Source organism: Pseudomonas shiyinii (genome assembly GCF_056725765.1).
This window is the reverse complement of the sequence record NZ_CM161522.1, coordinates 1,906,953-1,933,222: the sequence shown is the minus strand read 5'-3', so window position 1 is coordinate 1,933,222 and position 26,270 is coordinate 1,906,953. Positions and strand designations below refer to the sequence as shown.

Annotated in this window: 16 protein-coding genes; 12 read left to right on the top strand and 4 right to left on the bottom strand. The window is 65.1% G+C overall.

What is annotated here, in order from left to right; genetic code table 11:
* Nucleotides 1-12: 12 nt before the first annotated feature.
* From ACXHGZ_RS08930 to ACXHGZ_RS08900, 7 genes are all read left to right on the top strand, one after another.
* Entirely contained in the window at nt 13-915 is a 903-nt protein-coding gene (locus tag ACXHGZ_RS08930) for a metal ABC transporter substrate-binding protein (protein WP_480463398.1), read from the top strand.
* Nucleotides 912-1,655, top strand: coding sequence for a metal ABC transporter ATP-binding protein (locus tag ACXHGZ_RS08925; RefSeq protein ID WP_480463397.1), 744 nt, complete (start codon nt 912-914; stop codon nt 1,653-1,655). Before ACXHGZ_RS08930 ends, ACXHGZ_RS08925 begins: the two co-directional genes overlap by 4 nt.
* Nucleotides 1,655-2,554: a metal ABC transporter permease gene (locus ACXHGZ_RS08920; RefSeq protein WP_084857442.1), complete on the top strand. Its 900-nt coding sequence runs from the start codon at nt 1,655-1,657 to the stop codon at nt 2,552-2,554. Before ACXHGZ_RS08925 ends, ACXHGZ_RS08920 begins: the two co-directional genes overlap by 1 nt.
* A gap of 2 nt (nt 2,555-2,556) precedes the next feature.
* On the top strand, nt 2,557-3,432 hold the full coding sequence (locus tag ACXHGZ_RS08915) for a metal ABC transporter solute-binding protein, Zn/Mn family (RefSeq protein WP_480464019.1): 876 nt from the start codon (nt 2,557-2,559) through the stop codon (nt 3,430-3,432).
* 200 nt (nt 3,433-3,632) lie between these two features.
* Complete coding sequence (locus ACXHGZ_RS08910) at nt 3,633-4,496, top strand: LysR family transcriptional regulator (protein ID WP_084858916.1); 864 nt, start codon at nt 3,633-3,635, stop codon at nt 4,494-4,496.
* Between the two features lie 579 nt (nt 4,497-5,075).
* Entirely contained in the window at nt 5,076-5,393 is a 318-nt protein-coding gene (locus ACXHGZ_RS08905; RefSeq protein ID WP_480463395.1) for a DUF3077 domain-containing protein, read from the top strand.
* 163 nt (nt 5,394-5,556) lie between these two features.
* Nucleotides 5,557-6,477, top strand: a complete 921-nt coding sequence (locus tag ACXHGZ_RS08900; RefSeq protein ID WP_480463393.1) for an AEC family transporter — start codon at nt 5,557-5,559, stop codon at nt 6,475-6,477.
* A 21-nt stretch (nt 6,478-6,498) separates the two neighbouring features.
* On the opposite strand, the gene ACXHGZ_RS08895 is transcribed toward ACXHGZ_RS08900, so the two are convergent.
* From ACXHGZ_RS08895 to ACXHGZ_RS08885, 3 genes are read right to left on the bottom strand one after another with little or no spacing between them, the layout of a single operon-like run.
* Nucleotides 6,499-9,420, bottom strand: a complete 2,922-nt coding sequence (locus tag ACXHGZ_RS08895; RefSeq protein WP_480463391.1) for an RHS repeat-associated core domain-containing protein — start codon at nt 9,418-9,420, stop codon at nt 6,499-6,501.
* Nucleotides 9,417-14,528, bottom strand: coding sequence for a SpvB/TcaC N-terminal domain-containing protein (locus tag ACXHGZ_RS08890; RefSeq protein WP_480463389.1), 5,112 nt, complete (start codon nt 14,526-14,528; stop codon nt 9,417-9,419). Before ACXHGZ_RS08890 ends, ACXHGZ_RS08895 begins: the two co-directional genes overlap by 4 nt.
* Nucleotides 14,525-18,901 (bottom strand): SpvB/TcaC N-terminal domain-containing protein, encoded by a 4,377-nt coding sequence (locus ACXHGZ_RS08885; protein WP_480463387.1) that lies wholly within the window; start codon nt 18,899-18,901, stop codon nt 14,525-14,527. The genes ACXHGZ_RS08890 and ACXHGZ_RS08885 overlap by 4 nt, the downstream gene beginning before the upstream one ends.
* A 398-nt stretch (nt 18,902-19,299) precedes the next feature.
* Between ACXHGZ_RS08885 and ACXHGZ_RS08880 the strand changes: the two genes are divergently transcribed.
* The 5 genes from ACXHGZ_RS08880 to ACXHGZ_RS08860 all read left to right on the top strand — a co-directional run bounded on the left by ACXHGZ_RS08880 (nt 19,300) and on the right by ACXHGZ_RS08860 (nt 25,513).
* A complete protein-coding gene (locus tag ACXHGZ_RS08880; protein ID WP_084857992.1) occupies nt 19,300-19,617 on the top strand; it encodes a DUF2388 domain-containing protein in 318 nt (105 codons plus the stop codon).
* A gap of 251 nt (nt 19,618-19,868) precedes the next feature.
* Nucleotides 19,869-20,924 (top strand): GlxA family transcriptional regulator, encoded by a 1,056-nt coding sequence (locus ACXHGZ_RS08875; protein WP_480463385.1) that lies wholly within the window; start codon nt 19,869-19,871, stop codon nt 20,922-20,924.
* A gap of 92 nt (nt 20,925-21,016) precedes the next feature.
* Nucleotides 21,017-22,219 (top strand): NAD(P)/FAD-dependent oxidoreductase, encoded by a 1,203-nt coding sequence (locus ACXHGZ_RS08870; RefSeq protein WP_480463383.1) that lies wholly within the window; start codon nt 21,017-21,019, stop codon nt 22,217-22,219.
* A gap of 575 nt (nt 22,220-22,794) precedes the next feature.
* The gene (gene yghU / locus ACXHGZ_RS08865) at nt 22,795-23,631 is read left to right on the top strand and encodes a glutathione-dependent disulfide-bond oxidoreductase (RefSeq protein WP_480463381.1); all 837 of its coding nucleotides are present in this window, start codon (nt 22,795-22,797) and stop codon (nt 23,629-23,631) included.
* 178 nt (nt 23,632-23,809) lie between these two features.
* Nucleotides 23,810-25,513: an amidase gene (locus tag ACXHGZ_RS08860; protein WP_480463380.1), complete on the top strand. Its 1,704-nt coding sequence runs from the start codon at nt 23,810-23,812 to the stop codon at nt 25,511-25,513.
* Between the two features lie 329 nt (nt 25,514-25,842).
* On the opposite strand, the gene ACXHGZ_RS08855 is transcribed toward ACXHGZ_RS08860, so the two are convergent.
* Nucleotides 25,843-26,013, bottom strand: a complete 171-nt coding sequence (locus ACXHGZ_RS08855; RefSeq protein ID WP_480463379.1) for a KGG domain-containing protein — start codon at nt 26,011-26,013, stop codon at nt 25,843-25,845.
* Between the last annotated feature and the right edge of the window lie 257 nt (nt 26,014-26,270).

Genomic DNA, 26,270 nt, shown 5'->3' with positions numbered 1-26,270 from the left:
CAAGGACTCCCCATGCTCCGCTCCGCCCTCGCTCTGCTCCTGGCCTGCGCCCTGCCCGCCCTGGCCCTGGCCGACAACGGCAAGCCCCTGCGCATCGGCATCACCCTGCACCCCTACTACAGCTACGTGAGCAACATCGTGGGCGACAAGGCCGAGGTGGTGCCGCTGATTCCGGCCGGCTTCAACCCCCACGCCTATGAGCCCCGCGCCGAGGACATCAAGCGCATCGGCACCTTGGACGTGATCGTGCTCAACGGCATAGGCCATGACGACTTCGCCGACCGCATGATCGCCGCCAGCGAAAAGCCCGACATCGCCACCATCGAGGCCAACGCCAACGTGCCGTTACTGGCGGCCACCGGCATCGCCGCCCGAGGCGCCGGCAAGGTGGTCAACCCGCACACCTTCCTGTCGATCAGCGCCACCATCGCCCAGGTCAACAACATCGCCCGCGAACTGGGCACGCTCGACCCGGACAACGCGGCGTTCTACCGCAGCAACGCACGGGCCTACGCCAAGCGCCTGCGCACGCTGCGCGCCGAGGCGCTGGCCAAGGTCACCCAGGCGCCGCAGGCGTCCTTGCGCGTGGCCACCATCCACGCCGCCTATGACTACCTGGTGCGCGATTTCGGCCTGGAGGTGACCGCCGTGGTCGAGCCGGCCCACGGCATCGAGCCGAGCCCGGCCCAGTTGAAGAAGACCATCGACCAGCTCAAGGCCCTGGACGTGCAGGTGATCTTCTCGGAGATGGACTTCCCGTCCGCCTACGTCCAGACCATCGAGCGCGAGTCGGGTGTGCGCATCTACCCGCTGACCCATATCTCCTACGGCGAGTACACCCAGGGCAAGTACGAAGTGGAGATGAAGCGCAACCTCGACACCGTGGTGCGCGCCATCCAGGAGACCCGCACGTGACCGCCGCCAACCTCAATGCCGCCTGCGGGCCGCGTATCGACTTCGAGGCCATCGACCTGACCTTGGGACGCACGCGCATCCTCGAACAGGTCTGTTTCAGCGTGGCCCCCGGCAGCGTGCACGCCATCGTCGGCCCCAACGGCGGCGGCAAGAGTTCGCTGGTCAAGACCCTGCTCGGGCAGACGCCCCACCAGGGCCGGCTCACCTTGCACTGGCCAGGGCCACGCGAGGTGATCGGCTACGTGCCCCAGGCCCTGGAGTTCGACCGGGGCCTGCCGATGACCGTGGACGACTTCATGGCTGCCCTGTGCCAGCAGCGCCCGGCCTTCCTCGGCCTGGCTCGCCACGCCCGGCCCGCCATCGACGCGGCCCTGGCGCGGGTCGGCATGCTCGACAAACGCAAGCGGCGCATGGGCGCGTTGTCCGGTGGCGAACGCCAGCGTGTGCTGCTGGCCCAGGGCCTGATTCCCGACCCACAACTGTTGGTGCTCGACGAGCCCATGGCGGCCCTCGACGAAGCAGGTATCCAGGTGTTCGAGCAGCTGCTGCAGGCCTGGCGCCAGGCCGGTACCACGGTGCTGTGGGTCGAGCACGACCTGGACGCGGTGCTGCGCCTGGCCGACCGGGTCACCGGCCTGAGCCGCCAGGTACTGTTCGACGCCCCGCCTGCCCAGGCCCTGACCCCGGAACGCCTGCTGGGCCTGTTTTCCGTCCACCCTCGCAGCGAGTGCCTGGCCTGATGAGCGATGAAACCTTCCGTCAACTGATCCAGGGCTGGGCCACGGCGGGCTATCTGCCAGAGGCGCTGGCCTACGGCTTCGTGATCAACGCCCTGCTCGCAGGCCTGATGATCGGCCCCGTGCTGGGCGGCCTGGGTACCCTGGTGGTGGTCAAGCGCTTTGCCTTCTTCTCCGAGGCGGTCGGCCATGCCGCGCTGACCGGCGTGGCCATCGGCATCCTGCTCGGCGAGCCCTATACCGGGCCCTATGGCAGCCTGTTCGGTTATTGCCTGCTGTTCGGTCTGCTGCTCAATTTCCTGCGCAACCGCACCGGGTTGTCGCCGGACACCTTGATCGGCGTGTTCCTCTCGGTGTCCCTGGCCCTGGGCGCGAGCCTGCTGCTGATGTTGGCCGGCAAGATCAACGTGCATATCCTGGAGAACGTGCTGTTCGGCTCGGTACTGACAGTCAGCGCCCAGGACCTGGTAGTGCTGGGCATCGTCGCGATGCTGGTCCTGGCGCTGGCCTTGCCGCTGTACAACCGCATCATGCTGGCCAGCTTCAACCCGCAGCTGGCGGCGGTGCGCGGGGTGGCGGTGAAGACCCTGGACTACCTGTTCGTGGTGCTGGTGACCTTGGTCACCGTGGCCTCGGTGAAGGTGATCGGGGCAATCCTGGTGGGCGCCCTGCTGGTCATCCCGGCGGCGGCTGCACGCCTGGTCAGCCAGTCGCTCAAGGGCTTTTTCTTCATGTCGCTGGCCATCGCCACCCTCAGCGCCGTGCTGGGCATCCTGCTACCCATCGTCTTCGACCTGCCCGTGCCTTCGGGCGCGGCGATCATCCTGGTCGCGGGCGCCTGCTTCGCCCTCGCGGCCCTGGCCCGCACCCTCGTCCCCCGCCTGCAAGGAAACCCGGCATGACCTTGAACCTCAAGCACCTGACCCTGGCCCTCGCCCTCGCTGGCCTGCCCAGCTTCGCCCACGCCGCCGGCAGCGAAGTGCTGACCACCTTGCCGGTGACCCACAGCCTGGCTGGCGCCTTGCTCGAGGGCACCTCGGTGCAGCTCAAGCGCGCCGCCCCGGCCAACCTGCCGGCCACGCGGCAACCGTCGTACTTCGGCGGGCGCGGCGGGGCCAGCCTGCACAAGGCCGCGCAGCAGGCCGACGCGGTGATCGGCCTGCGCTCGATCTGGCGCGACGACCCGCTCTACCCCATGGCCCGGCGTAGCAATATCCGCATTGTCGAGATCGATGCCGCGCGCCCGGTGGACGGTGCCCTGCCGGGCATCGCGGTCAAGGGTGACGAGGCCTTTGCCAGCTACCCCTGGCTCAACCCGACCAACCTGGGGCGCATGGCCGATGTGCTGGCCAATGACCTGGAGCGCCTGTCGCCCGGCGACAAGGACAAGATCCAGGCCAACCTCGCCGGCCTCAAGCGCCAACTGCTGGCCCTGGCCGCCGAGTCGCAGGCACGCCTGGCCGCGGTCGACAACCTCAGCGTGGTCTGCCTCTCCGAACGGCTGGGGTACCTCGCCAGTGGGCTCAATCTGGACGTGGTGGAACAGCCGCTGCCCGCCGGGGACCAATGGGACGCAGCCACACTGCAAGCGCTGACCGACAACCTCAAGGCCCAAGACGTCGCGCTGGTGTTGCATCATCGCCAGCCAGAGCCGGCCGTGGCCGCGGCGGTCGCGGCCGGTGGCGCCCGGCTGTTGGTGATCGACAGCGATCCGGAGGATGCCATTGGTGGTTTGAAGGCCAGTGTCGGGCGGGTGGTGGGGGCGCTGCGTCAGGGGTAAGCCTGCAGGTGCCCTGGCACCAGCGCCAAGACCAACGGCCTGGTACTGATCACACCGTGATCAAGATTGTGTTAAAAGCCGCCATTACATCCGGGCCAGCCCCAAACGGCCTGGCATCACATGCCCGCTGACGGATGGCTTGCCGCGCACAGCTCTCGGCCTGTAACGTGCGCCCCATCGCCGCCCCCGGAGCCACCCGCGTGTCCCTCAAAGCCCTGCGCACCCTGGTGACCATTGCCCGCCACGGCACCTTCGCCCGTGCCGCTGACGTGCTCAGCCTCACGCCCTCGGCGGTGAGCCTGCACATCAAGACCCTGGAAGACGAGCTGCAGGTCGCCCTGTTCGACCGTAGCCGTCGCCAGGTGGTGTTGACCGAGGCGGGGCAACTGGCCGTGGCGCGTGCCGAGAGTATCCTCGCCGCCTATGACGAGCTGGCCGACACCTTGGCCTGCGGCCCCAGCTTGCGCGGGCGGCTGCGCATCGGTGCGATCCATACTGTGTTGGCCCGGCGCCTGCCCAAAGCGCTGGTGTGGATCAAGGCCAATCATCCCGAGCTGCACATCAGCGTGTTTTCCGGCATGTCGGCGGAACTGGCGCGCCGGGTCGAGGATGGCGAGCTCGACGCAGCGATCACCACCGAACCGGTGCCGCCCTACCCACAAAGCCTGCACTACACGCCGTTGTTCGAGGACCGTTTCTGGGCCATCGCCAGCCCCGAGCTTGCGGGCCAGAGCCTGACGCAACTGCTGGCCAGCCAGCCGTTCCTGCGCTTCGACAAGCGTGCCTGGGCAGGGCGACAGATCGAACAGGAGCTGCGCCGGCAGCGTTTGCAGGTCAGCGAGCAGATGGAGCTCGACAGCCAGGAAGCCCTGGCGCGCATGGCCGCCTTGGGGTTGGGAGTGGCGATCATTCCCATGGCCGATGATGATCTGCAGCGATTGCCGCCGGCCATACGCTTGCCGTTCGGCGAGCCACAGCTGGTGCGCAGAGTGGTGCTGCTGGAGCATGAGAAGAGCCAGCGGCGGCATTTGAGTGCGGTGTTGAGAATGGCGTTGGAGGCGTGAGGGCGCGTATGTCGCAGTCGCTGCGGCGGCTGTAAGATCGAGCGCCGCGCGGGCGGCGCTCGATCTCATACCCACCTCCGAACTAAAGCCGGGCCCCATGGCTAACGCCAGTCAGTTAAGCCTTATCGGCTGCATTTGGGGCTGCTTCGCAGCCCATCGCCGGCAAGCCGGCTCCCACAGGTTTCGCGGTGTCTACAACAGCAGCGCAGGACAGGTGGGAGCCGGCTTGCCGGCGATGGGGCCTTAACTGACAGGCATTTGGCCCCATGGCAGCCCCGCAAATGTATCTAGACATGCACAAGCCTTGAAACGCTTCCCCTGGGCCGGTACCCTTTGCGCGCTGCTGTAAATCCAGCAGCCGGGTTTGGTAGCCCGAGATCAATCAAGGCGCACAAGCGCCCGCCCCACGTTTCAGCTGGCGCTTTTTTGTGCCTGGCTGTCTCGTGTCATGGCGGCTGTGCGTAGGGCGCACTCGTGCGCGCCGGTTTCCTTGATTCCCGGTCTACCAACCTGCGTACAGCCGTCACCATTCGTTTGGTAGCGTTGAGTGGCGGCTCCATTGAATCAAGGAGCGACACAATGACGAAAGCCATCCCCGATCCACCACGCCGCAGCACCACGGCACCCGCCCCGTTCGGTAGCTGCGAACACAGCCATCCGCCCTTGTTCACTGTCTCTGGCGGTGTGGAACTCGAAGACGCCCTCGTTCATCTCTCCACCCTGCTCAAGGGGGCGGCCGCCAGCAATCTGAAAGCCTTGCAGCTGGCCAACGGGACATGCCATGACCTGTTGCTGGGTAACGACCATGCGTTGGATGCCAGCAAAGCGCTGGTAGAGGCGCTGCTCGATGGGTTGGAGTTGCAGCGGGTGAAAGGGCCTGGGGTGCCGATAGCCTGATCGAAAGCGTTACCGCCATCGTGGGACAGCGATCCGACTTGTCCCGCGATGGGAGCTACACCGAACATGCATTTTTCCTCAACAGTCACTGCAGAAAACAACGTTTTTTTCTGCTGACTGCCGCAGCTAGGCTATGCCGGTACCCGACGACGGACCGCCCACGATGCTCCACCTGCTGCTCACCACCTTGCTCCCGATCATCCTGCTGATCACGCTGGGCACCGTGCTACGAATGCGTGGCTTCCTTGCCGAAACCTTCTGGCCAGGCGCCGAACGCCTGAGCTACTACATCCTGCTGCCCTCGCTGTTCCTCCACGGCCTGGCCACCGCTAACCTCAATGGCGTGCCGATCTGGGGCATGGTCGGGGTGTTGATGCTCTCGACCTTGCTAGGCGGCGTGTTGCTGGTGCTCTACCAGAGCGCGGCGAACCATGACGGCGCCGACTTCACCTCGGTGTTCCAGGGTGGCGTGCGTTTCAACAACTACATCGGGGCCACGCTGGCTGCCGGTATCTACGGCAGCGCGGGCATCGCCCTGGCGGCGGTGGCCAATGCCGCGATCGTGCCGTTGGTCAATTTGCTCTGCGTGCTGGTGTTCGCCCGCTTCAGTGCCCGTCACAGTTCGCCACTGACGGTATTGCGAGCGATCTTTGCCAACCCCTTGATCATCGGCTGCGCCGGCGGGCTGTTGCTGCGCGTGACCGGCCTGGGCCTACCAGCGGGCATAGAGCCCACCGTGAAGGCCCTGGGCCAGGCCGCCCTGCCCTTGGGGCTTCTGTGCGTAGGCGCCGCCCTGGGCGGGGCGCGGCTGGGCCATCAGGTACGGCCGGTGATGGCCGCTTCGGCCTTCAAGTTCCTGGTGATGCCGCTGGCCACCTGGGGCCTGTGCCGCCTGCTCGGGCTGAGCGGCCAGGCCGCGGTGGTAGCGGTCATGTTCCAGGCCCTGCCGACCGCCTCGTCATCCTATGTGATGGCCCGTCAGATGGGCGGCAACGCCCCGCTGATGGCCACCATCATCGCCTTGCAGACCGTCGGCGCGGCCGTCACCCTGCCGATGGTGTTGAGCCTCGTACTGGCGAGGTGAGGCCAACCTGCACTTAGAATGTTATCGAACATGAGCTACTTTTATTATTTTCTTCGAGCGGTCAATGCTCAGGATTTTAAACCTGGCCTCGCGGCTGAAAAGCACTTCTTGTTCGTCATTATTCCCGAACCAGTTGGGAATATCTGCCCCATAGCCCTGTTCGATATGGATCATCCCTCCGCCATTTACAAACCGTTTCGCTTGCTCCTCAGCTTTGGAACTCGCCATAAATCGCCCGGGCTTATACATGCCATCCACGCCTGCCCCTATCCAGCGAGCATATTCCGCTGCATCTACTCCCCGATAAAGCAGCCCCTCATTCGTACTAGAATTATCTTTGACCCAATTATTCAATTCTTCGGACAGTTGCGTATAGGTTTTTCCAGCCAGAGAATCAACTTTCGCCAATGCTCGCTTGCCCGCCTCAGTATTTTTCCACTTATCCCTGTCTCGAGTGACATTAGGATCCGTGTTCATCTCTTTGAGTCTGTCCTTCACGTCGCCGGTATAAAGCGTTTCCGACCCACCCTTCTGTATATTTTCGTAATCGTGAGCCCACGCGAGTGTGATCGCATTCGAACCACCCGTTGAGCGGCTTGGCTCTGGGGGGCGTGAAGTACTTCGCGAAGCCTTTGAGAGCAGTGCCTTCGAGGCGGCCCTGTCTTGTGCCTCCCTCCGACCAAGTGCAAACCCTCGACGCTGTAGAAGCTCCGCCTGCTCAAGCGTTTCTCCAGAGCCTACCAATTGTTGGATAACGCCCGCCTTGAAAGAAGCCTCACTGTGTCCTGGCTTCCATTGGTGCGACCACCCTTCGCCTACTGTTGATGGCATGGCTGTCATCCGTTCCGTCATTTCGCTAGCGATTGTTTTGGTCACTTCATCGTAGTATTGCTCTATCTCTTCCTGCTCCGCGGCACGGTCCCGTTGCTCCTGAATACGCTGTGCCTTGCTGGAAGTGCATCCCCGTCCATCTGTATCAATGAGATTGACAGGGTTATTGCGGCTAAATCCATATAGGTTGATTCCGTCAATCAGCCCACCCGGATCCGCACTCAACCAGCGCCCCAACTCCGCCTGGTAATAGCGCCAGCCGTAGTAATACAACCCCGTCGCATCCCGCTCCTTGTTGGAATAGCGCATCGTCCGTTGCGTCAGGTTACTGGCTTCCTCGGCAGCCTCGTCACATCCCACGGTACCGCCATAGGGGGCGTACTCTTCACGCGCAAGGACCAGCCCTTGAACATCCGTCTCACCGCCGATACTGCCCAGATGATCAGCGAAGCGATAGCGCAGCCGAACGGTGCCCGCGAGCCGGTCCTCCACCACGCGTACATCGCCCCCTTCGCTGATGACGATGTGCTTCTGCGGATCGTTTTTGCCTGCCAGCCACCGCTGGCGAACCTCGCAACCGCCGGCGTAGGTCGTGATCGTGGTCTGCGTGGCCGTACTGACCTGCGCCTTGTGGACCTTGCGAGTGCGGGTGCCGCCGTCGGCGTAGTGATAGCGCTCGCTGTCGTCATCGCCATCACCACGGCTGACAGCGGTGACCTTACCGAGCTGGTTGTCGGCCAGCCACTGCAACGCCCTGCCGTCGGCCAGTTGCTTTTGCAGGCCTCCCGCGAGGAAGCCCGTCTCCGGTGTCAGGCTGTGGCCCTTCACCATCGCCCGGTTGCTGCCCTCGGACACCTGCAGCTCTCGGGTCCGGTTGCCGGCACCGCCGACATGGCGGATCGTCGTCAGGTTGTTGCCATCGTCGTAGGTGTAGTGCTCGCTGTAAGGCGCCCAGACGCTGCCCGACGAGGCCTCGGCAACGTGGTAACGGGCCACTGGCGTGCGCTCCCGGCCCGTGGCGCTGGCGAGGCGGTACAGGGTGTCGTAGGTGTATTCGCGCAGCCCGGTGGCCTGCTGGTTGGCGTGCCAGGTGGGGTCGGCCCCCTGGTCTTCCAGGCTGAGGATGTTGCCCACCGGGTCATAGCGGTAGTGCAGGTCGCTGATGACCAATGGCCCTTTGCGGTGCCCCTCGGGGCGCTCGGTCAGGTGCCGGCTCAGGCGCTGGGTTTTGGGGTCGTATTCATAGCGGTCGATGACGTCGTTGCCCGCCGTTTGCGACAACACCACGCCATCGGCCCGGTACTGGATGGCCGTCAGGGTGACAGTTTCCTTGGTGCTGCCCTGCTCCCTGTACACCAGGCGCGTCTGGGCTACCGCGCCGTTGATGGCATAGTCGGTAAGCGAGGTGACGCCGGCCGCATTGGTCGTCGCCAGCGGCGCGCCGGTCGCGTCGTGGGTGCCAGTGATGGACAACGGTGCTTCGGTGTCGTCCGCTGTGGTCGTCGCCCAGTCCGGCGTCTCGATCTCAACCTTGAGCAAGCGCTGCTCGGCAGCCAGGGGCTGGCCTGTCAGCGAAACGCTCAAGGGCCGGCTGATGCCGGCATTGTTGCGCAGTTCCACCTGGCTCCCGGCCAGGTTCAGCGCTTGCCATTTCGCCTCGGCCAACGGCGCATACGCGTACTGCTCACGCACACGCCCAGCCGGCGCGCCAAGCGCTGTTTCGCTCAGCGACAATGGCCGGCCGCCGGCATTGGCCGACTCGTAGGCAGCCGTGGACACGGTGCCCTGGGCATTGCGCGACCACAAGGGGCGGCCTGCCACGTCGGGCAACGTGAAGGCGGCATCGCCATCGGCGGTATGCAGGCACAAGGGTTGGCCGGCCAACCCTGAAACGGTGAGCGCATCGGCATTGCCGGTGGCGGCATTGTTCAAGGCACGAGCACCGAACAACCGCGTGGTGCGGCTGAACGGGCAGGCTACTGTGCGGCTGACCAACAGACGCGCCGGTGCCTCGGGGGCCGAGGGGGTGCGTAAAAAGGCCAAGGCCCGAAAGGGCGCAGCCACCGCCGGAGTGGCTGCATGCATGGCGGCGGTTCCATTCGCCTGGTTCATGGCGCCTCTCCTGTGGCCTGACGCGCCAACACCTCTGCCGCGGTATCGTTTTCATCTTCCGCTACCGTGAACCACGGGAAGGCCTGCGCCCGACGCTCGTACCCAGCCGCCGTCATGACCTTGAACTCGCGCCCCAACGCATCGTAGAAGTGCGTATCGGCATAGATACCGTCCCCGCTGACCAGACGCCAGTCATCGAGATAATAGGCCTGCCACGCCCGTACCGTGTTGCCCTTGTTGTCGTACTCGGCCCGGCCGCTCACGGCCCAGCGGGTCGCTGCGTGCCTGACGATGGGCTTGCCATCGGTACCGGTTTCCAAGGTCCCCTTGGCAGTGCGCACGAACGCTTCGCCCGGCGCGTTCAGCATGGCTGTCTGCAGAACCTGCCCACCACCATGCACGATCACTTGCACACGTACTTGTTGCTGGGGATCGTCGTCATAACGATCGGTCTGGACACGAATGACATGCGGGGGCGTACATGCGGCCATGACATCCGGTACGGTGATCGCACCCCGTCGTAGGCGTGCATCCTGCCGGGCCCGGGCCAAGCTGCCGCACCGTTGCCCTGTGAGCTGGCCGTCGGCCGTGACCGCCAGCGGCATCCAGCTGTCGATGACGGTGGTGAAGGCCTCATGAACCGGTACCCCCTTGGCAGTATTCAACGCCAGGGCCTGCTCCACGGTGGCAGGCGGCGTGAACGGTTTGTCACGAGACGTCGAATAGCCAACCCTGACCGCTTCGCTCGCACCGGCCGGGGTTTCGGAACCATAAAAGCGCGTGTGCTGTACACGCCCCAGTGCGTCCAGAGTCGCTTCGCGGGTAGTGCCGTTGGCGTCCGTGACCTGCACAGGGCTCAGGAAGCGCCAATCAAGGGCAGTCACTTGGGATGCGAAGCTCGAGCCATCGGTGGCCCCAACGACCGTCAGATGATGCGGTGAATACGTCAGGACAATCTGGGGAACCTGTTCACTTTCACGTACGTCCTTGGCAACCCAGAACATGGACTGGCCGTGATACGTAGTGATGTTGCGCAAACCGCCCCAAACGTCCTCGACCTGCGGTTCGAAGGGTACTGTCAAAGGCTTGTAGCCACCGCGTTGAAGCAAGTCTGCCAGGCTTTCGGACTGCACAGGCTGGCCAAGGGTGCCTCTTATGGTGGCCAAGGCTTGGTGACGCCCACAGCCCATGGCCAGTGCAGTGGACACTACGTGCCAATACAGCAGATCAGGCGTGATGGCTGGATCCACGAGTGCCTGTTTCAGCGCCACCAGTGCCTCATCATCGCCTGGGTGTTGGTCAGCATAGGCCTGCACCGCCGAACACAGTTGGGTTCGCGGGACACCGCCGCTAGCGCCGTGGTTACCCAAGGCTGCCCACAGGGCGTCGGTCTCGATGGCCCGCCGCCCACTGCGTTGGTCTTTCAACGCCCCTTGCATGGTTTGCAGGGTCGCCTGGTACAGGCTGCTGTCCCCGACCTGTTCCTGATGCGCGGCAAATGCCATGAAGAGCTCAAAGAACACGTCAGGTGTCATGTGCGCCTGAATACGCTCACGCAAGCGCCGCAATACTGCCGGGTCGATCACGCCGCCGGCATCGTTCAGGCAGGCCTCGACCAGGTCTGCCAAGGTCTGCTCGAAATTCGGCCGTATTACCTCCAGGGATGTCTCGTCCAGCAAGGCGGTTTCGGTCCAGGCGACCAGGCCCTGGCGCGTGGGTATGTCCAGTTGTTCGCTGCCAGCGATCCCGCGCCATTTGGTTTTCGTATAGCCGGAAAACACCAGCGAACCAGGTTCTGCCAACAGATCAGCCATCGCCAGATTGTCGGCAGTGAAACCTCCCGCAGGGAGTGAGCGGTTCTTGCGCGCCTCGGGATTACCGTCCGGGTGGGTGGTGCCCCACCAGACCAGATCGGTGCGAGCGTACTGCGCGAGCCCCACGACAAAGTCGTGGCCTGCCGTCAGGTGGTGTACCCGGTTGCGGGTCAGTGTGATCCAGCAATCGTATTGCTGGGTGTCGGCGGTCTCCTTGATCACGCCGCTAGGCAGGGTCTTGGGATAGATATTACGTGCGCTTTCTTCGCCCTCGACCTGGGCGGGCGTCAATTGCCGTGGGTAGCTGATGCTCACGCTATCGAGTGGCACCCCATAGGCGTCCAGCTGCAATACGATGGTCTGGGTCACCAGAGGATCGGCCGCGATGCGCTCGCAGGCCAGCGACAAGGTTTCCAGCACAGTCACCTGGGTAATCGGATTGTTGCGGTCGGGCTCGCCATCCAGGCCGAGGCTGTCGCAGGCGCGGACCTGCAGGCGCTGCCGGGAGATGCTGTAGGGGGTCGCCGCTGCCGGGTGGTCGTCCTCACCGTACACCTCAGTGCGCATCACCTGGCCACGCACGGCTCGATACAGTTTCCGTCGCCGCTCGACATTCGCCCCGGGCTCCTCGATCTCATCCGAACCCTCTTGCCAGGCGGTGAAGCGGATCTGGCGATTGCAGAAGGCCTTGTCGATGTCTTCCCGAGCGTGCTCCAAAGGCTTGCTGTCGACCACCTCGTTGCCGGTATAGAACCAGGTGCAGGTGCGCACGGGAGGGGACAGCTCAGCGGAGCGGGCCATGGCATTGGCCTCGCTGCGGCCGTTGCGATCGGTCTGCACGACACAGCGAAAGCCCGCGAATTCACGCTCGCTGCCATCCCATACGCCTCCCAGGTAACGGGTTTCGCTGCCCAGCGTCAGCCCGGTGATTTCATTGATCTGGGTGACCGTGCGAACCGTGTGCACCGGAAACGGAAGATAGCTGACGGCAGCTTGCCCGCTCGCCTGCAAAGCGGCCTTTTCATCCAGCCAGCCCTGGGCCGAGCTACGGTAGGCCAGTTCGGTACGGCCGCCGATATTGTCGACTATCTTGGTCAGCAACCAAGGGCGCACGGTGCTGAAATTCAGCACCCAACTGCGCGGCTTCATGTGTGGGACCGTCAACACCAGGCTGCCCATCCCCAGGCCTTGCACGTCTGCCACCTGCAAGCGCCAGGTGGCATCTGGCGTAACACCGGCAGGCGGTGGGATCACGCCTTTGTAGCGCAGCGCATTACCGCTCTGGTTGGCGAACACATGGATACCTTTTTGGCCGATCACCAGCAGGTCCGCAATGCCTGTGCCATCCGTGTCGGCGAGGTAGATCCGTTCAGGGTCGAAGGCCAGGGCACTGCCATCCTTGGCCCTGAGCAACTGCAATGAAAAACCTGGCAACGACAGCGGGTTGCCGAAACGGCCATGCCCAAGCGATGGCCAGGCGGTGACGCCGTCGGCGGTGATTTCCACCAGGTCCGCAAGCCCTCCCCCGGTGATGTCGCTGATCGCGACCATACGGGTACCATCGCCACTCGGGTGAGGCAATGAACGGCCTGGGTGAGCTACGGTCCTGTCAGGTTCCCACCCCTTCGGCCCGGCGGAGGGCCACAGGCGCACACTGGCAGGGCCGATCATCACCAGGTCGGTCAAGCCCCTGCCGGTCAGGTCGGCCTGCAGCGCTGCCGGGTGATCGAACTCTGCCGGAAAACGTCCGAAAGGCTTGAAACCACCCCAGCGCCCATCCGGTTGCAAGGTGAAACTGCCCCGCATCCCATGCACTGTCATTATCAGCTCGGGTTGACCATTGCCCTCTAGGTCGGCCAATTGTGCCCTGCCGCCAAAGGGCAGCCGATGCAAGGGGGTTGCCGCAGCCCAGGTCACCCGGTCGTCGAGGGGAGCATCGAAAAGCCCGGCATAGCCAGGCGCCATCTTGGACGCAGCGCCTTCGCCATCCCGAACCGGCGCCCGGTACCACCAGGCACCATCATCCTGGTAAAGCAACCCTGGGATACCTTCACCGTAGAGGTCCGCCATCTGCCAGGACGGGTGGTTGAAGCCGTCCAGCGCAGGCACGTGTTGCCAGTGCGTCGCGTCGGGCAATACCTCAGGCGGCTCGGACAAGACGAACTCCATCGGCGGCATGGACACCACCGTGCCATCGGCCTCGTATGCCAGTGTCTGGGCGGTGTGCAGTTGGGTGAGCAACGGGGACGATTCATAGTCAAGGTGAAGGCGCGAAACCAGTTGCGCCGTCGCATCCTGGGAGGCGTCATCGGCCATCATCGCCGTGCGGTGCCAAAGCAGGATGTCGTGACACAGTCGCCGGGTGCGGACCTCGAACCCGTAGCGGCGCAGCGACAGCGCATCTTCTCGGGCGGGCCAGGTCGTCGTGGCAATCAGTGGCGGCGCCTGGTCTGTCGATGTACCACGCTCGCCATAGTCGAACACCAGCAACGCCAGCCACTCATTTTCCCAGGCATCGTCCGGCCCCATGCCAGGCCGCAGGAAATGCTGCGCCGGTGTACGGTTCATCCAGTACAGGGTATCGGGGTACAGGCCGACCACGTGCGGATGATTGACAAGCTCCTGTGCAGAGCATTGCTCGTTGTCCTCCTGACGCCAACGCCAAAGAATGTGCTCGCCTCGTGCCGTTACTGTCTCCTCGATATGCCACTCGGCCACACGCGAGGGATCCTGTGGGTCGGCCAGCCTGGCATCGGCCGACCAACCGTACAGGGCCAGACCGCCGTCGGGTGTGAAGTCGATCCAGAACGTGCGGCCCGCCGCGCCGTCCGTGCCAACCTCCTGCCAACGTTCGATACGCGAATTCAAGCCCGAGAAGCGGTCCAGGTAACGGGTAACGGTGTAGGTACCACTGTCGGTATCGGCAAAGGGAAGGCGCGTTTCGGTACGCTCGGCCTCCTGGGAACGCAGCAGTTCATCGCCACGGGGCCCGTTCAGGCGGTCGGTGCCATCGTAACGGGGAACACCGTGTTGCGTACGCAGCCGGATGGCCGGTAGCGAAAGCTGCCAGCCCATCCCGTACACACCATTGCCGCCACCGTTGCTGTAGGCCAGCGCCAGTTCGGGCGCCAGACCACGGGCCGGCGCTGCCGACACGGGCAGTGGAATGTGCCAACCGGCACCACCGTCCGGCCCGCCCACCGACAGCGCCCCAGAGCTGCCGCCGAGGGTGCCACCGCCCTTGGGCAGGGATGGTGGTGTGAAAAAGGGGGTTTCTTGGTTCTCATTCATCATGCTTCTCGCTCTTGCAGTACATCATGGGCGGTGTCGTTTTCATCCTCGGCCACCGTGAACCATGGGTAGAACTGCGTGCGCCGCTCCCAGCTCGCCGCGGTGATCACCCTGTACACACGCCCCAGGGCGTCATACAGGTGGGTGTCGGCATAAACGCCCTCGCGGGCGCTGTCGTCGTAGACCGGGCGCCAGTCGTCGAGGTAGAACGGCAGCCAGGTGCGAACGGGTTGCCCTTTGTTGTCGTATTCGGTCTTGCCAGTCACGGCCCAGCGCACCAAAGCGTGCCTGGTCACAGCCTTGCCGTCGGTGCCCGCCTCGAGCCCACCCTCGGGCGTGCGCACCAGGGCATCACCTGGCGGATGCAGGACGGCGGTCTGCAACAGGTTGCCGCTGCCATCGCTGTAGGTGACATTCAGGCGTACCTGCTGCTGTGGGTCACCGTCGTAGCGATCGGTTTGCAGGTTGCAGATGTGCGGGGGTTCACGGCCCTCGGCCAGGTCGTCCAAGTCGAAATCGTGTACTCTCGCGAAGCGGCGCAGCGCCAACTCACCGGTGCGGGTGGTCAAGAGCTTGCCCTGGGCGTCCCGTGCCAAAGGCATCCAGCTATCGGCTACCACGTGATGGGCAGTCGCCACGGGCACATCGCCGCCCTTGAGTGCAAGCATGCCTTCGACCGTTTCCGGCACCGCAAAAGCGCGCCCACTGCAATAGCCGGTCATGATGCCTTGCTCGGTGCCATGGAAACGCGTCTGCGAGACCCGACCCAGGGCATCGAAGGCTACTTCCCGTACGTTGTCGTTCGGGTCGGTCAGCGATGTCGGTGTCAAGAAACGCCAGTCGTAGCGCAAAGCGGTCTGCAGGCCGGCTGCGTCGGTCACCTTCGCCACCTGCAAGGCGTGGGGGGTCCACTCGATCAGCGTTTCGCCCACCAGCTCGCTTTCCCGTACGCCAGCCAGCCGATAGAAACCGGCGGCGCCGAGATAACGGGCCAGGCCATGGCGGCCGGTGTGCACACGCAGGCCATCCTCAGGCAGCTCGACGGCGTGATAGCCGGCCTGTTCCAACATCTGCGCCAACGCCTCGTCCGACATCAGGCCCTTGAACACGTCCACACAGGCTTCGTCCAGCATGGCGGTTTCGGTATAGGCCGCCAGGGCCTGGCGTACCGGCACAACCCTGGGGTTGCCCGCCTCGTCACACCACTGGGTGCGGGCATGGCTCACCAGCGTGGCGTTGCCTAGGTCATCGAGGGGGCCATCTTCAGACAACAGGCGTTCGATGCTGAAACCGCACCGCAGTACCTCGGTTGGCGCCAGTTGCAGGACATCCGTGCGGGTCGACTCCACCAGACCGATCACATGGTTATGGCCGGCGTCGAGGTTGTGCACCTCGTTGCGCGTCAAGGTCAGCCAGGCGTGCTGCTGCTGAGGGTCGCGCGCGGCCAGTTCCAGCCCTTCGGGGAAGGTATCCGGGTAAGGCGAAGGCATGGGCGCAGGCCTGCGCGGGTAACGCACCTCCACGGCACGCACCACATTGCCGTAACGGTCCTGTTCGAGCACGACCGACTGGGAGACCACCGGGTCCTGCACGATGCGCTCGGTAGCGAAGGTCAGGGTTTCCACCGGCGTGACCAGTGCCGCGGGCCTGTCGTCATCCGCGGTGTCATACATACGCACCTGCCAGCGTTGGCGGGTGATGCTATAGGGCTGCGAGGCCAATGCACTGCCATCGAGGCCATAAGTTTCGGTGCGCACCGGCCTGCCCTTCAGGGCGCGCAGCAACCAGCGACACACCTCCTCTTCAGGCTTGACAAGCTCATCCCGGTCATCGTCATCCAGACGGGTGATACGCAGTGGCTTGGGGGGAAAGTCGCCTTCCACCGAACCTTCCCCTGCAAAAGCGCCCTCCTGGACACGGTCATACGCTTCGATGCCGCTCAAGAACCAGCTGTGCACCTGTGCGGCCGGTGAGCGCTGCACGCCGGTACCTTGGGCATCGCTCAGGGTGTCGGTCTGGATCAACCGGGCAAAACCACGGAACTCGCGCTCGACACCATCCCAGATACCCTGCAGGTATCGCATGCCGCTGACGGTACGCAAACCGCTGATGTCATCGATCGCCGTGACCCGGCTGAGGACGTGCACAGGGAACGGCAGGCGGCTGACCGCAGGTTTGCCCTGGGCCTTGAGCGCCGCCTTTTCATCCAGCCAGCCCTGGGCCGAACTGCGGTAGTGGAACAGGGTGCGGCTCCCGGTATTGGTGCACACTTCGGCAAGCAGCCACGGCCGGGTATCGTTGAACCGATACGTCCAGGTGCGCGGCACCACATGTGGCACGGTCAGCACCAGCTCGGCGGTACCTTGACCGCGCAGGTCGGTCACCTGCAGCAGGCAGGTGTCGTCGAGGATGACGCCTGCCGGTGCCGGCACGGATGGTCCTTCCACGAAACGGTTGCCGGACTCGCTGATGAATACACGGATACGGTCCGCCGCCACGTAGAGGATGTCTGTGGTGCCACTACCGTCGGTGTCCCCCAGGAATACCCGCGACGCGACGAAATCGCTCACTGCGAAGCCTGGCACGCGCACCGGCTCACCGAAACGGCCATGGCCGAGGGAGGGCCAATAGGTCACGCCCTGGCCGGTGATCTCCAGCAGATGCTGCTGGCCACTGCCTGCCGGGTCGGCGAATGCCACCAGGCGCTGCTCGCCGCCTTGCATGGGCAACGGCGTATCCCCGTCATAGCCTGTTTCGCTCCCTGCGCGCCAGCCCGCACTCGCGGCGCTGGCCCACAGGCGCACACTCCGCGGCCCGATCATGACCACATCCTGCAAGCCGCCCCCGGTCAGGTCGGCCAATTGCGCAGAGGGGTGCAGCAGCTCCGTGGGCATGGCCTGCAGCGCGATGAAGCTGCCCCAGTGGCCGTCGGGCGACAGGGTGAAGCTGCCTTGCAGACCAGGCTGGGTGACCAGCCATTCGGGGCGGCCATCACCGTTCAGGTCGGTCAGCGATCCGCCGGCCAACGAAGGGGTCAAGGGCAATACCTGCGGCTCCCCCCAGGTCACCGTATCGGTAGTGGGTTCCCCCTTGCGCTCCGGTGCCCGGTATCGCCAGGCGCCGCCGTCCTGATACAACAGCCCGGGCACCCCTTCCCCGTACAAATCGGCCATCTGCCAATGGGGCGGGCTGAAGCCATCGAGCTCCGGCAGTGCCTCCCATTGCGGCGCCTCGCGCCCTGGGCGGCTCAGCTCGAACTCCACCGGTGGCAGCGCCAGCGGTGTGCCGTCGGGCTCGTAGGCGACCTGCCGGGCCGCCACCAGCAGGGTCGCTATGGCGGACGGTTCATAGCTCAGGTGCAGTCGGGAAACCAACGTGGGGGTCGGGTCGCTTTCCCCGGCCATCATCCGTGTGCGATGCCACAGCAGTACGTCGTGGCACAGGCGGCGGATCCGGTTATTGAACCCCCAACGCCAGAACGAAAGGCAATCCTCACGCACCGGCCATTGCGCGGTGCTGGCAAATGGCGGCGGCGTGTCCAGGTCGGTGCCGCGCTCGCCATAGTCCAGGAGCATCACACTCATGAAATCGTCGGCACGAAAGGCCTGCTCCGGCACCAGCAGCGCGGATGCAGGCGTAGCGTTCATGGCATAGACGCCCGTGAGGTACTGGCTCGCGACGTTCGGGTGGGCAATTCGCTCGTCTTCGTCACAGCCGACGGCATCTTCACCGCGGTAGGTGTACACCACATGCTCGCCTTTGGCGCTCACGGTTTCCTCGGCGTACCAGCCGGCCACCCGCGCCGGATCGTGCGGGTCGCTCAAGCGGGCGCTGGTCGACCAGCCGAACAGCGTGATGCTGCCATCGGCGTGATAGTTGAGCCAGAAGCCGGGGGACTCGGGAGCCTCCTGCGCGCGCCAATGCTCCAGGCGCTCATCCCGCCCACCACTGCGCGATACCCAGGTGGTCACGATGTGTGGCATCGCTTTAGCAGAAAACGGCAGGGTCGCCTCAACTCGCGGCGCGCCCTTGGCGCGCAGGATTTCTTCGCCGTCCGGCCCTGCCAGGCGGTCGTCTTCGTTGTAACGAGGGATACCGAAACGGCTCATGCGGAACACGGCGGGTGGCGAGCAACTCCAGCCGGCACCAAAGGCATCGTTGCCCCCGCTGGAGCTGTAGCCCAGCGTCAGCTGCGGTGACAGTTCACGCCCGATAGGCAGTGGCAACGGCAGGGACCAACCCGCCGCACCATCGGCGTTGCCGACGGACAACATCCCGCCACCTGCGGAAACGGTACCGCCCCCCTTGGGCAGCGCGGGTGGGGTGAACAGGGGTTCACGGCTCGTCCCTGAGGGAGCGGCAGGTGTATCGGACATGATCTGACTCCGTGTCGGCCCTCCCGGTTGCCCTGGGAAGGTGAGGAAATGGAAGAGGCATCGGGCGTTGGCACCCAGGGTGATCAGCGCCACCTATGTGCAGGGTGATGCCGCATTGGTGAGGGTTATCGATACGAAAAATCTTATGCAGGTACGCCCGGGCGATGAACTCGCAGGGCTGCGAGCTAGACAAGCCGCGCAGGCCTGGACAACCCCTTCCATGATCCGTCCCGGCCGTTGTATTGGCGCGGCCACCGGCGGTGCGCCAATGATGAAAACAACAGGTTCACCCATGAGGCGGCGGGGGCGGCTGCAGTCGGCCCACGGAACTCCCAGACACCTTCGCCGCTCTTAACAACATGCGGTAAATCCCTTGGGCTTCACTTGGAGGTCTCGCCATGCGCCACTTACTGCTCGTCCCTTCGCTGTTGCTCCTGCTGCCTGCAGGCGCAGCCCTGGCCCGTGTGGATGCGGGCGATGTCGCCACGTCGGCGGGGATCTCCGCCTCGCTGTACTCAACCTTCAAGGACGACAAACGGATCATTCCCGCACGGGATGAACTGTCTGCCTTCATCGCCAGCGGTGGCGCCATCCGAGGTGCCTATGTAGAGTCGGCACTGGAACAGGCCCGCAAGGCCAACCCAGGCCTGCAGGTCAGCGACGAGGAACTTGCCAAGGCCCTGCTTTCCCAGGACCAGCCGCTGACCGATAACTGACCCTGGTGGGGCTGCTTCGCAGCCCATCGCGACGCAGGGCCGCTCCGCCCTCTGTGGGAGCGGTCTTGCGTCGCGATGGGCCGGCCCTGCCACCGCGGTCGTATGGCAAGGGCTTCGCCCTTGATCGCGGGACAAGCCCGTTCCTACAAAGCCCCGCAAAATCAAAGCGTTGTGCGTTTTTCCACAAGAGCTGCCTTCGCCGCTTCATGCTGTGTAACATGGGCACATTCGTCCCCCTTGCGATGTGCACCATGACCCATCCCGCCACTGTGCCCGACGCCTTGCCGCCCTCGGTGGACCGCCCTCACCGGGTGGTATTTCTCGCCTACCCGCAAATGGGCCTGCTTGACCTCACGGGTGCGCAAACCGTGTTCTGGGCCGCAGGCAAGGCACGTGCCGAGCGAGGCCTGCCCGGTTATGACATGCATACCGCCAGCCTCGATGGCAGCCTGGTCGCCACCGCCGAAGGCCTGGCGGTGGGCACCGAGCTGCTGGAGCCTTTGTTGCACAGCACGATCGACACCCTGGTGGTGCCCGGAGCGCCAGAAATCGTCCGTACCCTGCCCGAACATGCCGAGCTGGTCGGCTGGCTGCGCCTGGCTGCCGCGCGCGCCCAACGCACCGCTTCGGTGTGCAGCGGCACCTTTCTGCTGGCCGCCGCGGGGCTGCTCGACGGTCGCCGCGCAGCCACCCACTGGGCCATGTGCGAGGCCCTGCGCCGACGCTTCCCCGAGGTCGAGGTGGACGCTGAGTCGATCTTCGTGCAACAGGGCCAGGTCTGGACCTCGGCAGGCGTCAGCGCCGGCATCGACCTGGCCCTGGCCCTGGTGGAACTCGACTGCGGCCGCGAGGTGGCCATGCAGGTGGCGCGGGAACTGGTGGTTTTTCTCAAGCGCCCCGGCGGCCAGGCCCAGTTCAGCGAACTGCTCAAGGCCCAAGGCGAAGACAGTGGCGCCTTCGAAGCCTTGCACCTGTGGCTCAACGACCATCTGGGCGACCCGCAGCTGACCGTCGAACGCCTGGCCGAACAGGCACGCATGAGCCTGCGCAACTTCACCCGGGTGTACAAGCACAAGACCGGCCGCACTCCGGCCAAGGCCATCGAAGTGTTTCGCCTGGAGGCGGCGCGCCGCCTGCTGGAGAACACCGCCCAGCAGGTAGAGCAGATCGCCCGCCAGTGCGGCTTCGGCTCGGAGGAGCGCATGCGCCTGGCCTTCCAGCGCCACCTGGCGGTGACGCCGCGCGACTACCGTGCACGCTTCGCCCGTAGCGTGCCCTTGGCCGAAATCCAGGGATCTTTGGCCTAGGGCCGGCCACCCGCTGCGCTTAGCATCGTTGTTTCCAAGGCGCCAAGACGATGGGCGCCAGGCCTTCCCTTGCAATCGCCAGGAGCACAACGATGAAACAGATCCTGATCATAGGCGCAGGCTTCGCCGGCCTGTGGAGCGCCCTGGGCGCGGCGCGCCAGCTCGACCTCCACGACCGCGACGACGTCCAGATCACCGTACTCGCGCCCCAGGCCGAGCTGCATATCCGCCCGCGCTTCTACGAGCCCGATGTCCATAACATGGCCGCGCCACTGCAAGCCTTGTTCGATGCGGTCGATGTGCGCTTCGTCAAGGGGACCGCCTACCGGATCGACGAGGCCTCGCGCAGCGTGGCCTACCGCGAACCGTCCGGGCGCGAGGCGAACCTCAGCTACGACCGCCTGGTCATGGCCTGTGGCAGCCAGCTCAACCGCCCTGACCTCGCAGGCTTCGAGCATGCCTTCGACGTGGACAAGATCGAGTCGGCTGTGCGCCTGGAGGAACACCTCAAGTCACTGGCCACCCTGCCCGAGAGCCCCGCACGCAACACCGTGGTGGTGGCCGGTGGCGGCTTCACCGGCATCGAGACGGCCACCGAACTGCCCGGGCGCCTGCGGGCTATCCTTGGGCCGCAGGCAGGCCTGCGTATCGTGGTGGTCGACCGCGGCGCGAGGGTCGGCGCAGCATTGGGCGAAGGCATCCGACCTGCGATCGAACAGGCCTCCCAGGCATTGGGCGTGGAGTGGATCTGTGGCGCTACCGTCGCGTCGGTGGATGGCGAGGGTGTGGTGCTGGACGACGGCCAGCGCATCGCCGCTAAGACCGTGATCTGGACCGTGGGTTTCAAGGCCAACCCGCTCACCGCGCAGATCCACGGCGAGCGCGACCATCAGGGCCGCCTGCATGTGGACGGCAACCTCAAGGTCAAAGGCAACGATGCGGTATACGCAGCCGGCGACGTGGCCTTCGCCGCCTGCGACGAAGTCGGCAACCATGCGGTGATGTCCTGCCAGCACGCCATTCCCTTGGGGCGCTACGCAGGCAACAACGCCGCCGCCGAGCTGATCGGCGTGGCGCCGATGACCTATAGCCAGCCCAAGTACGTCACCTGCCTGGACCTCGGCGCCTGGGGGGCGGTGTATACCGAGGGGTGGGAGCGCAGCGTCTCGCCCCCGACAGACAAGGCCGAGGCGAAGCAACTCAAGGCGCAGATCAACTCCGTGTGGATCTACCCGCCGGCCGCGAATCGAGCCAGTGCGTTGGCTGCGGCGGACCCGCTGATCCCGGTTGCCTGAGCGCCTTGACGAGCTGATCTGTAAAGCCCTCCCACAGAGTATTCGCAAGCCTCGAGAGCGGCGCAATCTCGGTAGGAGCTGGCGACAGCCTGCGATGGGCTGCAAAGCAGCCCCAAGCCCTCAAACGGTGGAGCCCTCCAGACTCAAGGGGCCGCTTTGCGGCCCATCGCAGGCTCCGCCAGCTCTCATAGAACAACGCATGACCATTTGATTTGCGGCCCCCTGTGGGAGCGGGCTTGTCCCGCGATTAGGCCGGGCCCGATATCACCGTCGCCTGGCAAGGGCTTCGCCCTTGATCGCGGGACAAGTCGGACCGCCGCACCGCCGCTCCCACCGGGGCAGCATTGGCCGCTTGTTCTCTGCGCGACAGCGCAGCCCGAAGGGCTGGGTGATCTCCCACCAAGCAAGCGGAGCCTGGGCCGTATTTGCACGACAGGGAAAACCAACCGAAGGCAATTTGAGCTTGTCCAGCACCATAGAATCTGCCACAGCATTTGCCCTTCGCGCCGAACCCATGGCATAGATGCAGGTCCACGTTCTACGTGACCGCTTCGAGCCTTCAGGAGATCCCGCGCATGAGCAAGCCCTACGTTCCACCCAAGGTCTGGACCCACGAAGCGCCATCCGGCGGCCAGTTCGCCAGCATCAACCGCCCGGTCGCCGGCCCGACCCACGACCAGGCACTGCCGGTGGGCAAGCAGCCGTTGCAGCTTTACTCCCTGGCCACGCCCAACGGCGTCAAGGTGACCATCCTGCTCGAAGAGCTGCTGGCCCTCGGGCACGCCGGGGCCGAGTATGACGCCTGGCTGATTCGCATCGGCGAGGGCGACCAGTTTTCCAGCGGCTTCGTCCAGGTCAACCCCAACTCCAAGATCCCCGCCCTGCTCGACCGCAGCGTCGAGCCGCCGGTCAGGGTGTTCGAATCCGGCTCGATCCTGCTGTACCTGGCCGAGAAGTTCGGTGCCTTCCTACCCAGTGCCGGCGCTGCGCGTACCGAGTGCCTGAACTGGCTGTTCTGGCAGATGGGGTCGGCGCCCTACCTGGGTGGCGGCTTTGGCCATTTCTATGTGTACGCGCCGGAAAAGTTCGAATACGCCATCAACCGCTTCACCATGGAAGCCAAGCGCCAGCTCGATGTGCTCGACCGCCGCCTGGCCGAAAGCACCTACCTGGGAGGGGCTGAGTACAGCATCGCCGATATCGCCGTGTGGCCTTGGTACGGCCAGCTGGTGCTCGGCAACCTGTATGGCGCGGCAGAGTTCCTGGCGGTGCATGAGTACCGGCATGTGCAGCGCTGGGCCGAGGCAATCGGCCAACGACCGGCGGTGCAACGTGGCACCCGGGTCAACCGGACCTGGGGTGACGAGACCAGCCAAGTGCCGGAGCGGCATTCGGCAGCGGACCTGGGCTGAATGAACAGGGGCTGCGTTGCAGCCCCGCCCTACCCGCCCCGCGTGCACCAACGCATACTTTTCCTGCGCCGACACTGCCGCCATGCAAATAACCATTGCCACGGTGCATGCCTGCGCCGGGCCTGGGCTTCTTGCTACACTCGCGCCACGAGTTTCCACCTGCATAACTGGTGACAGCATGATCGAGGTAACCGAGGTTTCCATTGCCGAGCTGCGCGATGCGCTCGAGACTGGCCGCACGACGGCGGTCGAGCTGGTCAAGGCCTACCTGGCCCGCATCGACGCCTATGACGGAGCCGACACCGCCACTGCCCTGAACGCCGTGGTGGTGCGCAACCCTGACGCACTCAAGGAGGCCGAAGCCTCCGACGCCCGCCGGGCACAGGGCAAGACCCTCGGCCCGCTGGACGGCATCCCCTACACCGCCAAGGACAGCTACCTGGTCAAAGGCCTGACTGCCGCATCCGGCAGCCCGGCATTCAAGGACCTGGTCGCCCAGCGTGACGCCTTCACCATCGAGCGCCTGCGCGCCGCCGGGGCCATCTGCCTGGGCAAGACCAACATGCCGCCAATGGCCAACGGCGGCATGCAGCGTGGCGTCTACGGCCGTGCCGAAAGCCCGTACAACGCCGCCTACCTGACCGCACCGTTCGCCTCCGGCTCGTCCAACGGTGCCGGCACTGCTACCGCGGCCAGCTACGCGGCCTTCGGCCTGGCCGAGGAAACCTGGTCCAGCGGGCGCGGCCCGGCATCGAACAACGGCCTGTGCGCTTATACCCCTTCGCGCGGCGTGATCTCGGTGCGCGGCAACTGGCCGTTGACTCCGACCATGGACGTCGTGGTGCCCTATGCCCGTACCATGGCCGACCTGCTGGAAATCCTCGACGTGGTCGTGGCCGACGATGCCGACAAGCGTGGCGACCTGTGGCGCCTGCAACCCTGGGTACCGATCCCGGCTGCCTCGAACGTACGCCCTGCTTCCTACCTGGACCTGGCAGTCGATGCCAACGCACTCAAAGGCAAGCGTTTCGGCGTACCCAAGATGTACATCAACGCCGACCCCGAGGCCGGCACCTCGGAAAAACCCGGTATCGGCGGCCCCACCGGCCAGCGCATCCACACCCGGGCCAGCGTCATCGACCTGTGGCAGCAGGCCCGCCGGGCCCTCGAGGCGGCGGGCGCCGAAGTGGTCGAGGTGGACTTCCCGCTGGTGTCCAACTGCGAGGGCGACCGCCCTGGCGCCCCGACCGTGTACAACCGCGGTATCGTTTCCAAGGAATTCCTGCATGATGAGCTGTGGGAGTTGTCTGGCTGGGCTTTCGATGACTTCCTGCGCGCCAACGGTGACCCGAAGCTCAACCGCCTGGCCGATGTCGATGGCCCGCAGATCTTCCCCCATGACCCGGGCACCCTGCCCAACCGCGAAGACGACTTGGCGGCGGGCATGGACGAGTACGTCAACATGGCCAAGCGCGGCCTGAAGACCTGGGACCAGATCGAAACCCTGCCCGATGGGCTGCGCGGCCTGGAGAAGACCCGCAAGCTCGACCTCGAAGACTGGATGGACAACCTTGGCCTCGATGCCGTGCTGTTCCCCACCGTCGCCGACGTGGGCCCGGCCGATGCCGACGTCAACCCCGCCTCGGCGGACATTGCCTGGAGCAACGGTGTCTGGGTCGCCAACGGCAACCTGGCCATTCGTCACCTGGGCGTGCCGACCGTGACCGTGCCCATGGGCATCATGGCGGATATCGGCATGCCGGTCGGCCTGACCTTCGCCGGTCGCGCCTACAGCGACAACGACCTGCTGCGCTTCGGCGCTGCGTTCGAGTCCACCGGTTCGCGGCGCAGGGTACCGCCGCGTACGCCGCCGCTGGGTTGATCGAAACACAGGGCCGCGCTGCACGCTTCATCGCCGGCAAGCCGGCTCCCACCTGTCCTGCGTTATTTTCCAGCCTGTGGGAGCCTGCGATGGGCCGCAAAGCGGCCCCTTGGGTCTGGCTCTACCGTTTGAGGGCTTGGGGCTGCTTTGCAGCCCATCGCAGGCTGTCGCCAGCTCTCACTGAGATTGCGCTGCTTTCAAGACTTGCGAAATCCCTGTGAGCCGGCTTGCCGGCGATAGCCGGAGCAAGCAACTCAAGAACATTGCATCCCGACCAGGCCCGCGCTGCCCTCACAAGCCGTGCGATACAGGGGCGGTGTTCCGGTCTGTCAGCCCTCGCCGCGCCGCGGGGTACCCCCGTGGCTGTGCTGGCCTCCGACCCGGGCCTTCTCGGCCCGATCGGTCTTCACATCCTGCTTGGTGCTGCCCTTGCGGCCAGCCTCGCTGACTTTCTGTGGATCGTCGGCGAAGCCATGGCCAGCGTCGTGGTGCTTGCTCATGGAAGCTCTCCTGATCGATTGGATTGCTTCATGTTCGAGCTCGCGCGATGCCGTGGGGTCCATTGCCTCGACCGACGGTCGTGGGCACAGAGGCAGTTCTCAGCACACCGCCCAGGCACCGTCCAGGCGCGCCCCCCTGAACCGTCAGAAGCACAGTACCCATTAGACCCAGGAACCTGCCGGCACGGATGCCCTGGCCAGGTTGGCGAATCTCGCAATGGTCACATTGCGCTGTTCAAATGGGCTTGGCGCCGGAG

Excerpts from the sequence above, each read along its gene's own strand:
- yghU (WP_480463381.1), top strand. The coding sequence starts at position 22,795 with ATGAGCAAGCCCTACGTTCCACCCAAGGTCTGGACCCACGAAGCGCCA.
- ACXHGZ_RS08895 (WP_480463391.1), bottom strand. The coding sequence starts at position 9,420 with ATGAACCAGGCGAATGGAACCGCCGCCATGCATGCAGCCACTCCGGCG.
- ACXHGZ_RS08905 (WP_480463395.1), top strand. The coding sequence starts at position 5,076 with ATGACGAAAGCCATCCCCGATCCACCACGCCGCAGCACCACGGCACCC.
- ACXHGZ_RS08900 (WP_480463393.1), top strand. The coding sequence starts at position 5,557 with ATGCTCCACCTGCTGCTCACCACCTTGCTCCCGATCATCCTGCTGATC.
- ACXHGZ_RS08890 (WP_480463389.1), bottom strand. The coding sequence starts at position 14,528 with ATGATGAATGAGAACCAAGAAACCCCCTTTTTCACACCACCATCCCTG.
- ACXHGZ_RS08880 (WP_084857992.1), top strand. The coding sequence starts at position 19,300 with ATGCGCCACTTACTGCTCGTCCCTTCGCTGTTGCTCCTGCTGCCTGCA.
- ACXHGZ_RS08860 (WP_480463380.1), top strand. The coding sequence starts at position 23,810 with ATGATCGAGGTAACCGAGGTTTCCATTGCCGAGCTGCGCGATGCGCTC.
- ACXHGZ_RS08855 (WP_480463379.1), bottom strand. The coding sequence starts at position 26,013 with ATGAGCAAGCACCACGACGCTGGCCATGGCTTCGCCGACGATCCACAG.
- ACXHGZ_RS08870 (WP_480463383.1), top strand. The coding sequence starts at position 21,017 with ATGAAACAGATCCTGATCATAGGCGCAGGCTTCGCCGGCCTGTGGAGC.
- ACXHGZ_RS08875 (WP_480463385.1), top strand. The coding sequence starts at position 19,869 with ATGACCCATCCCGCCACTGTGCCCGACGCCTTGCCGCCCTCGGTGGAC.
- ACXHGZ_RS08885 (WP_480463387.1), bottom strand. The coding sequence starts at position 18,901 with ATGTCCGATACACCTGCCGCTCCCTCAGGGACGAGCCGTGAACCCCTG.
- ACXHGZ_RS08930 (WP_480463398.1), top strand. The coding sequence starts at position 13 with ATGCTCCGCTCCGCCCTCGCTCTGCTCCTGGCCTGCGCCCTGCCCGCC.
- ACXHGZ_RS08920 (WP_084857442.1), top strand. The coding sequence starts at position 1,655 with ATGAGCGATGAAACCTTCCGTCAACTGATCCAGGGCTGGGCCACGGCG.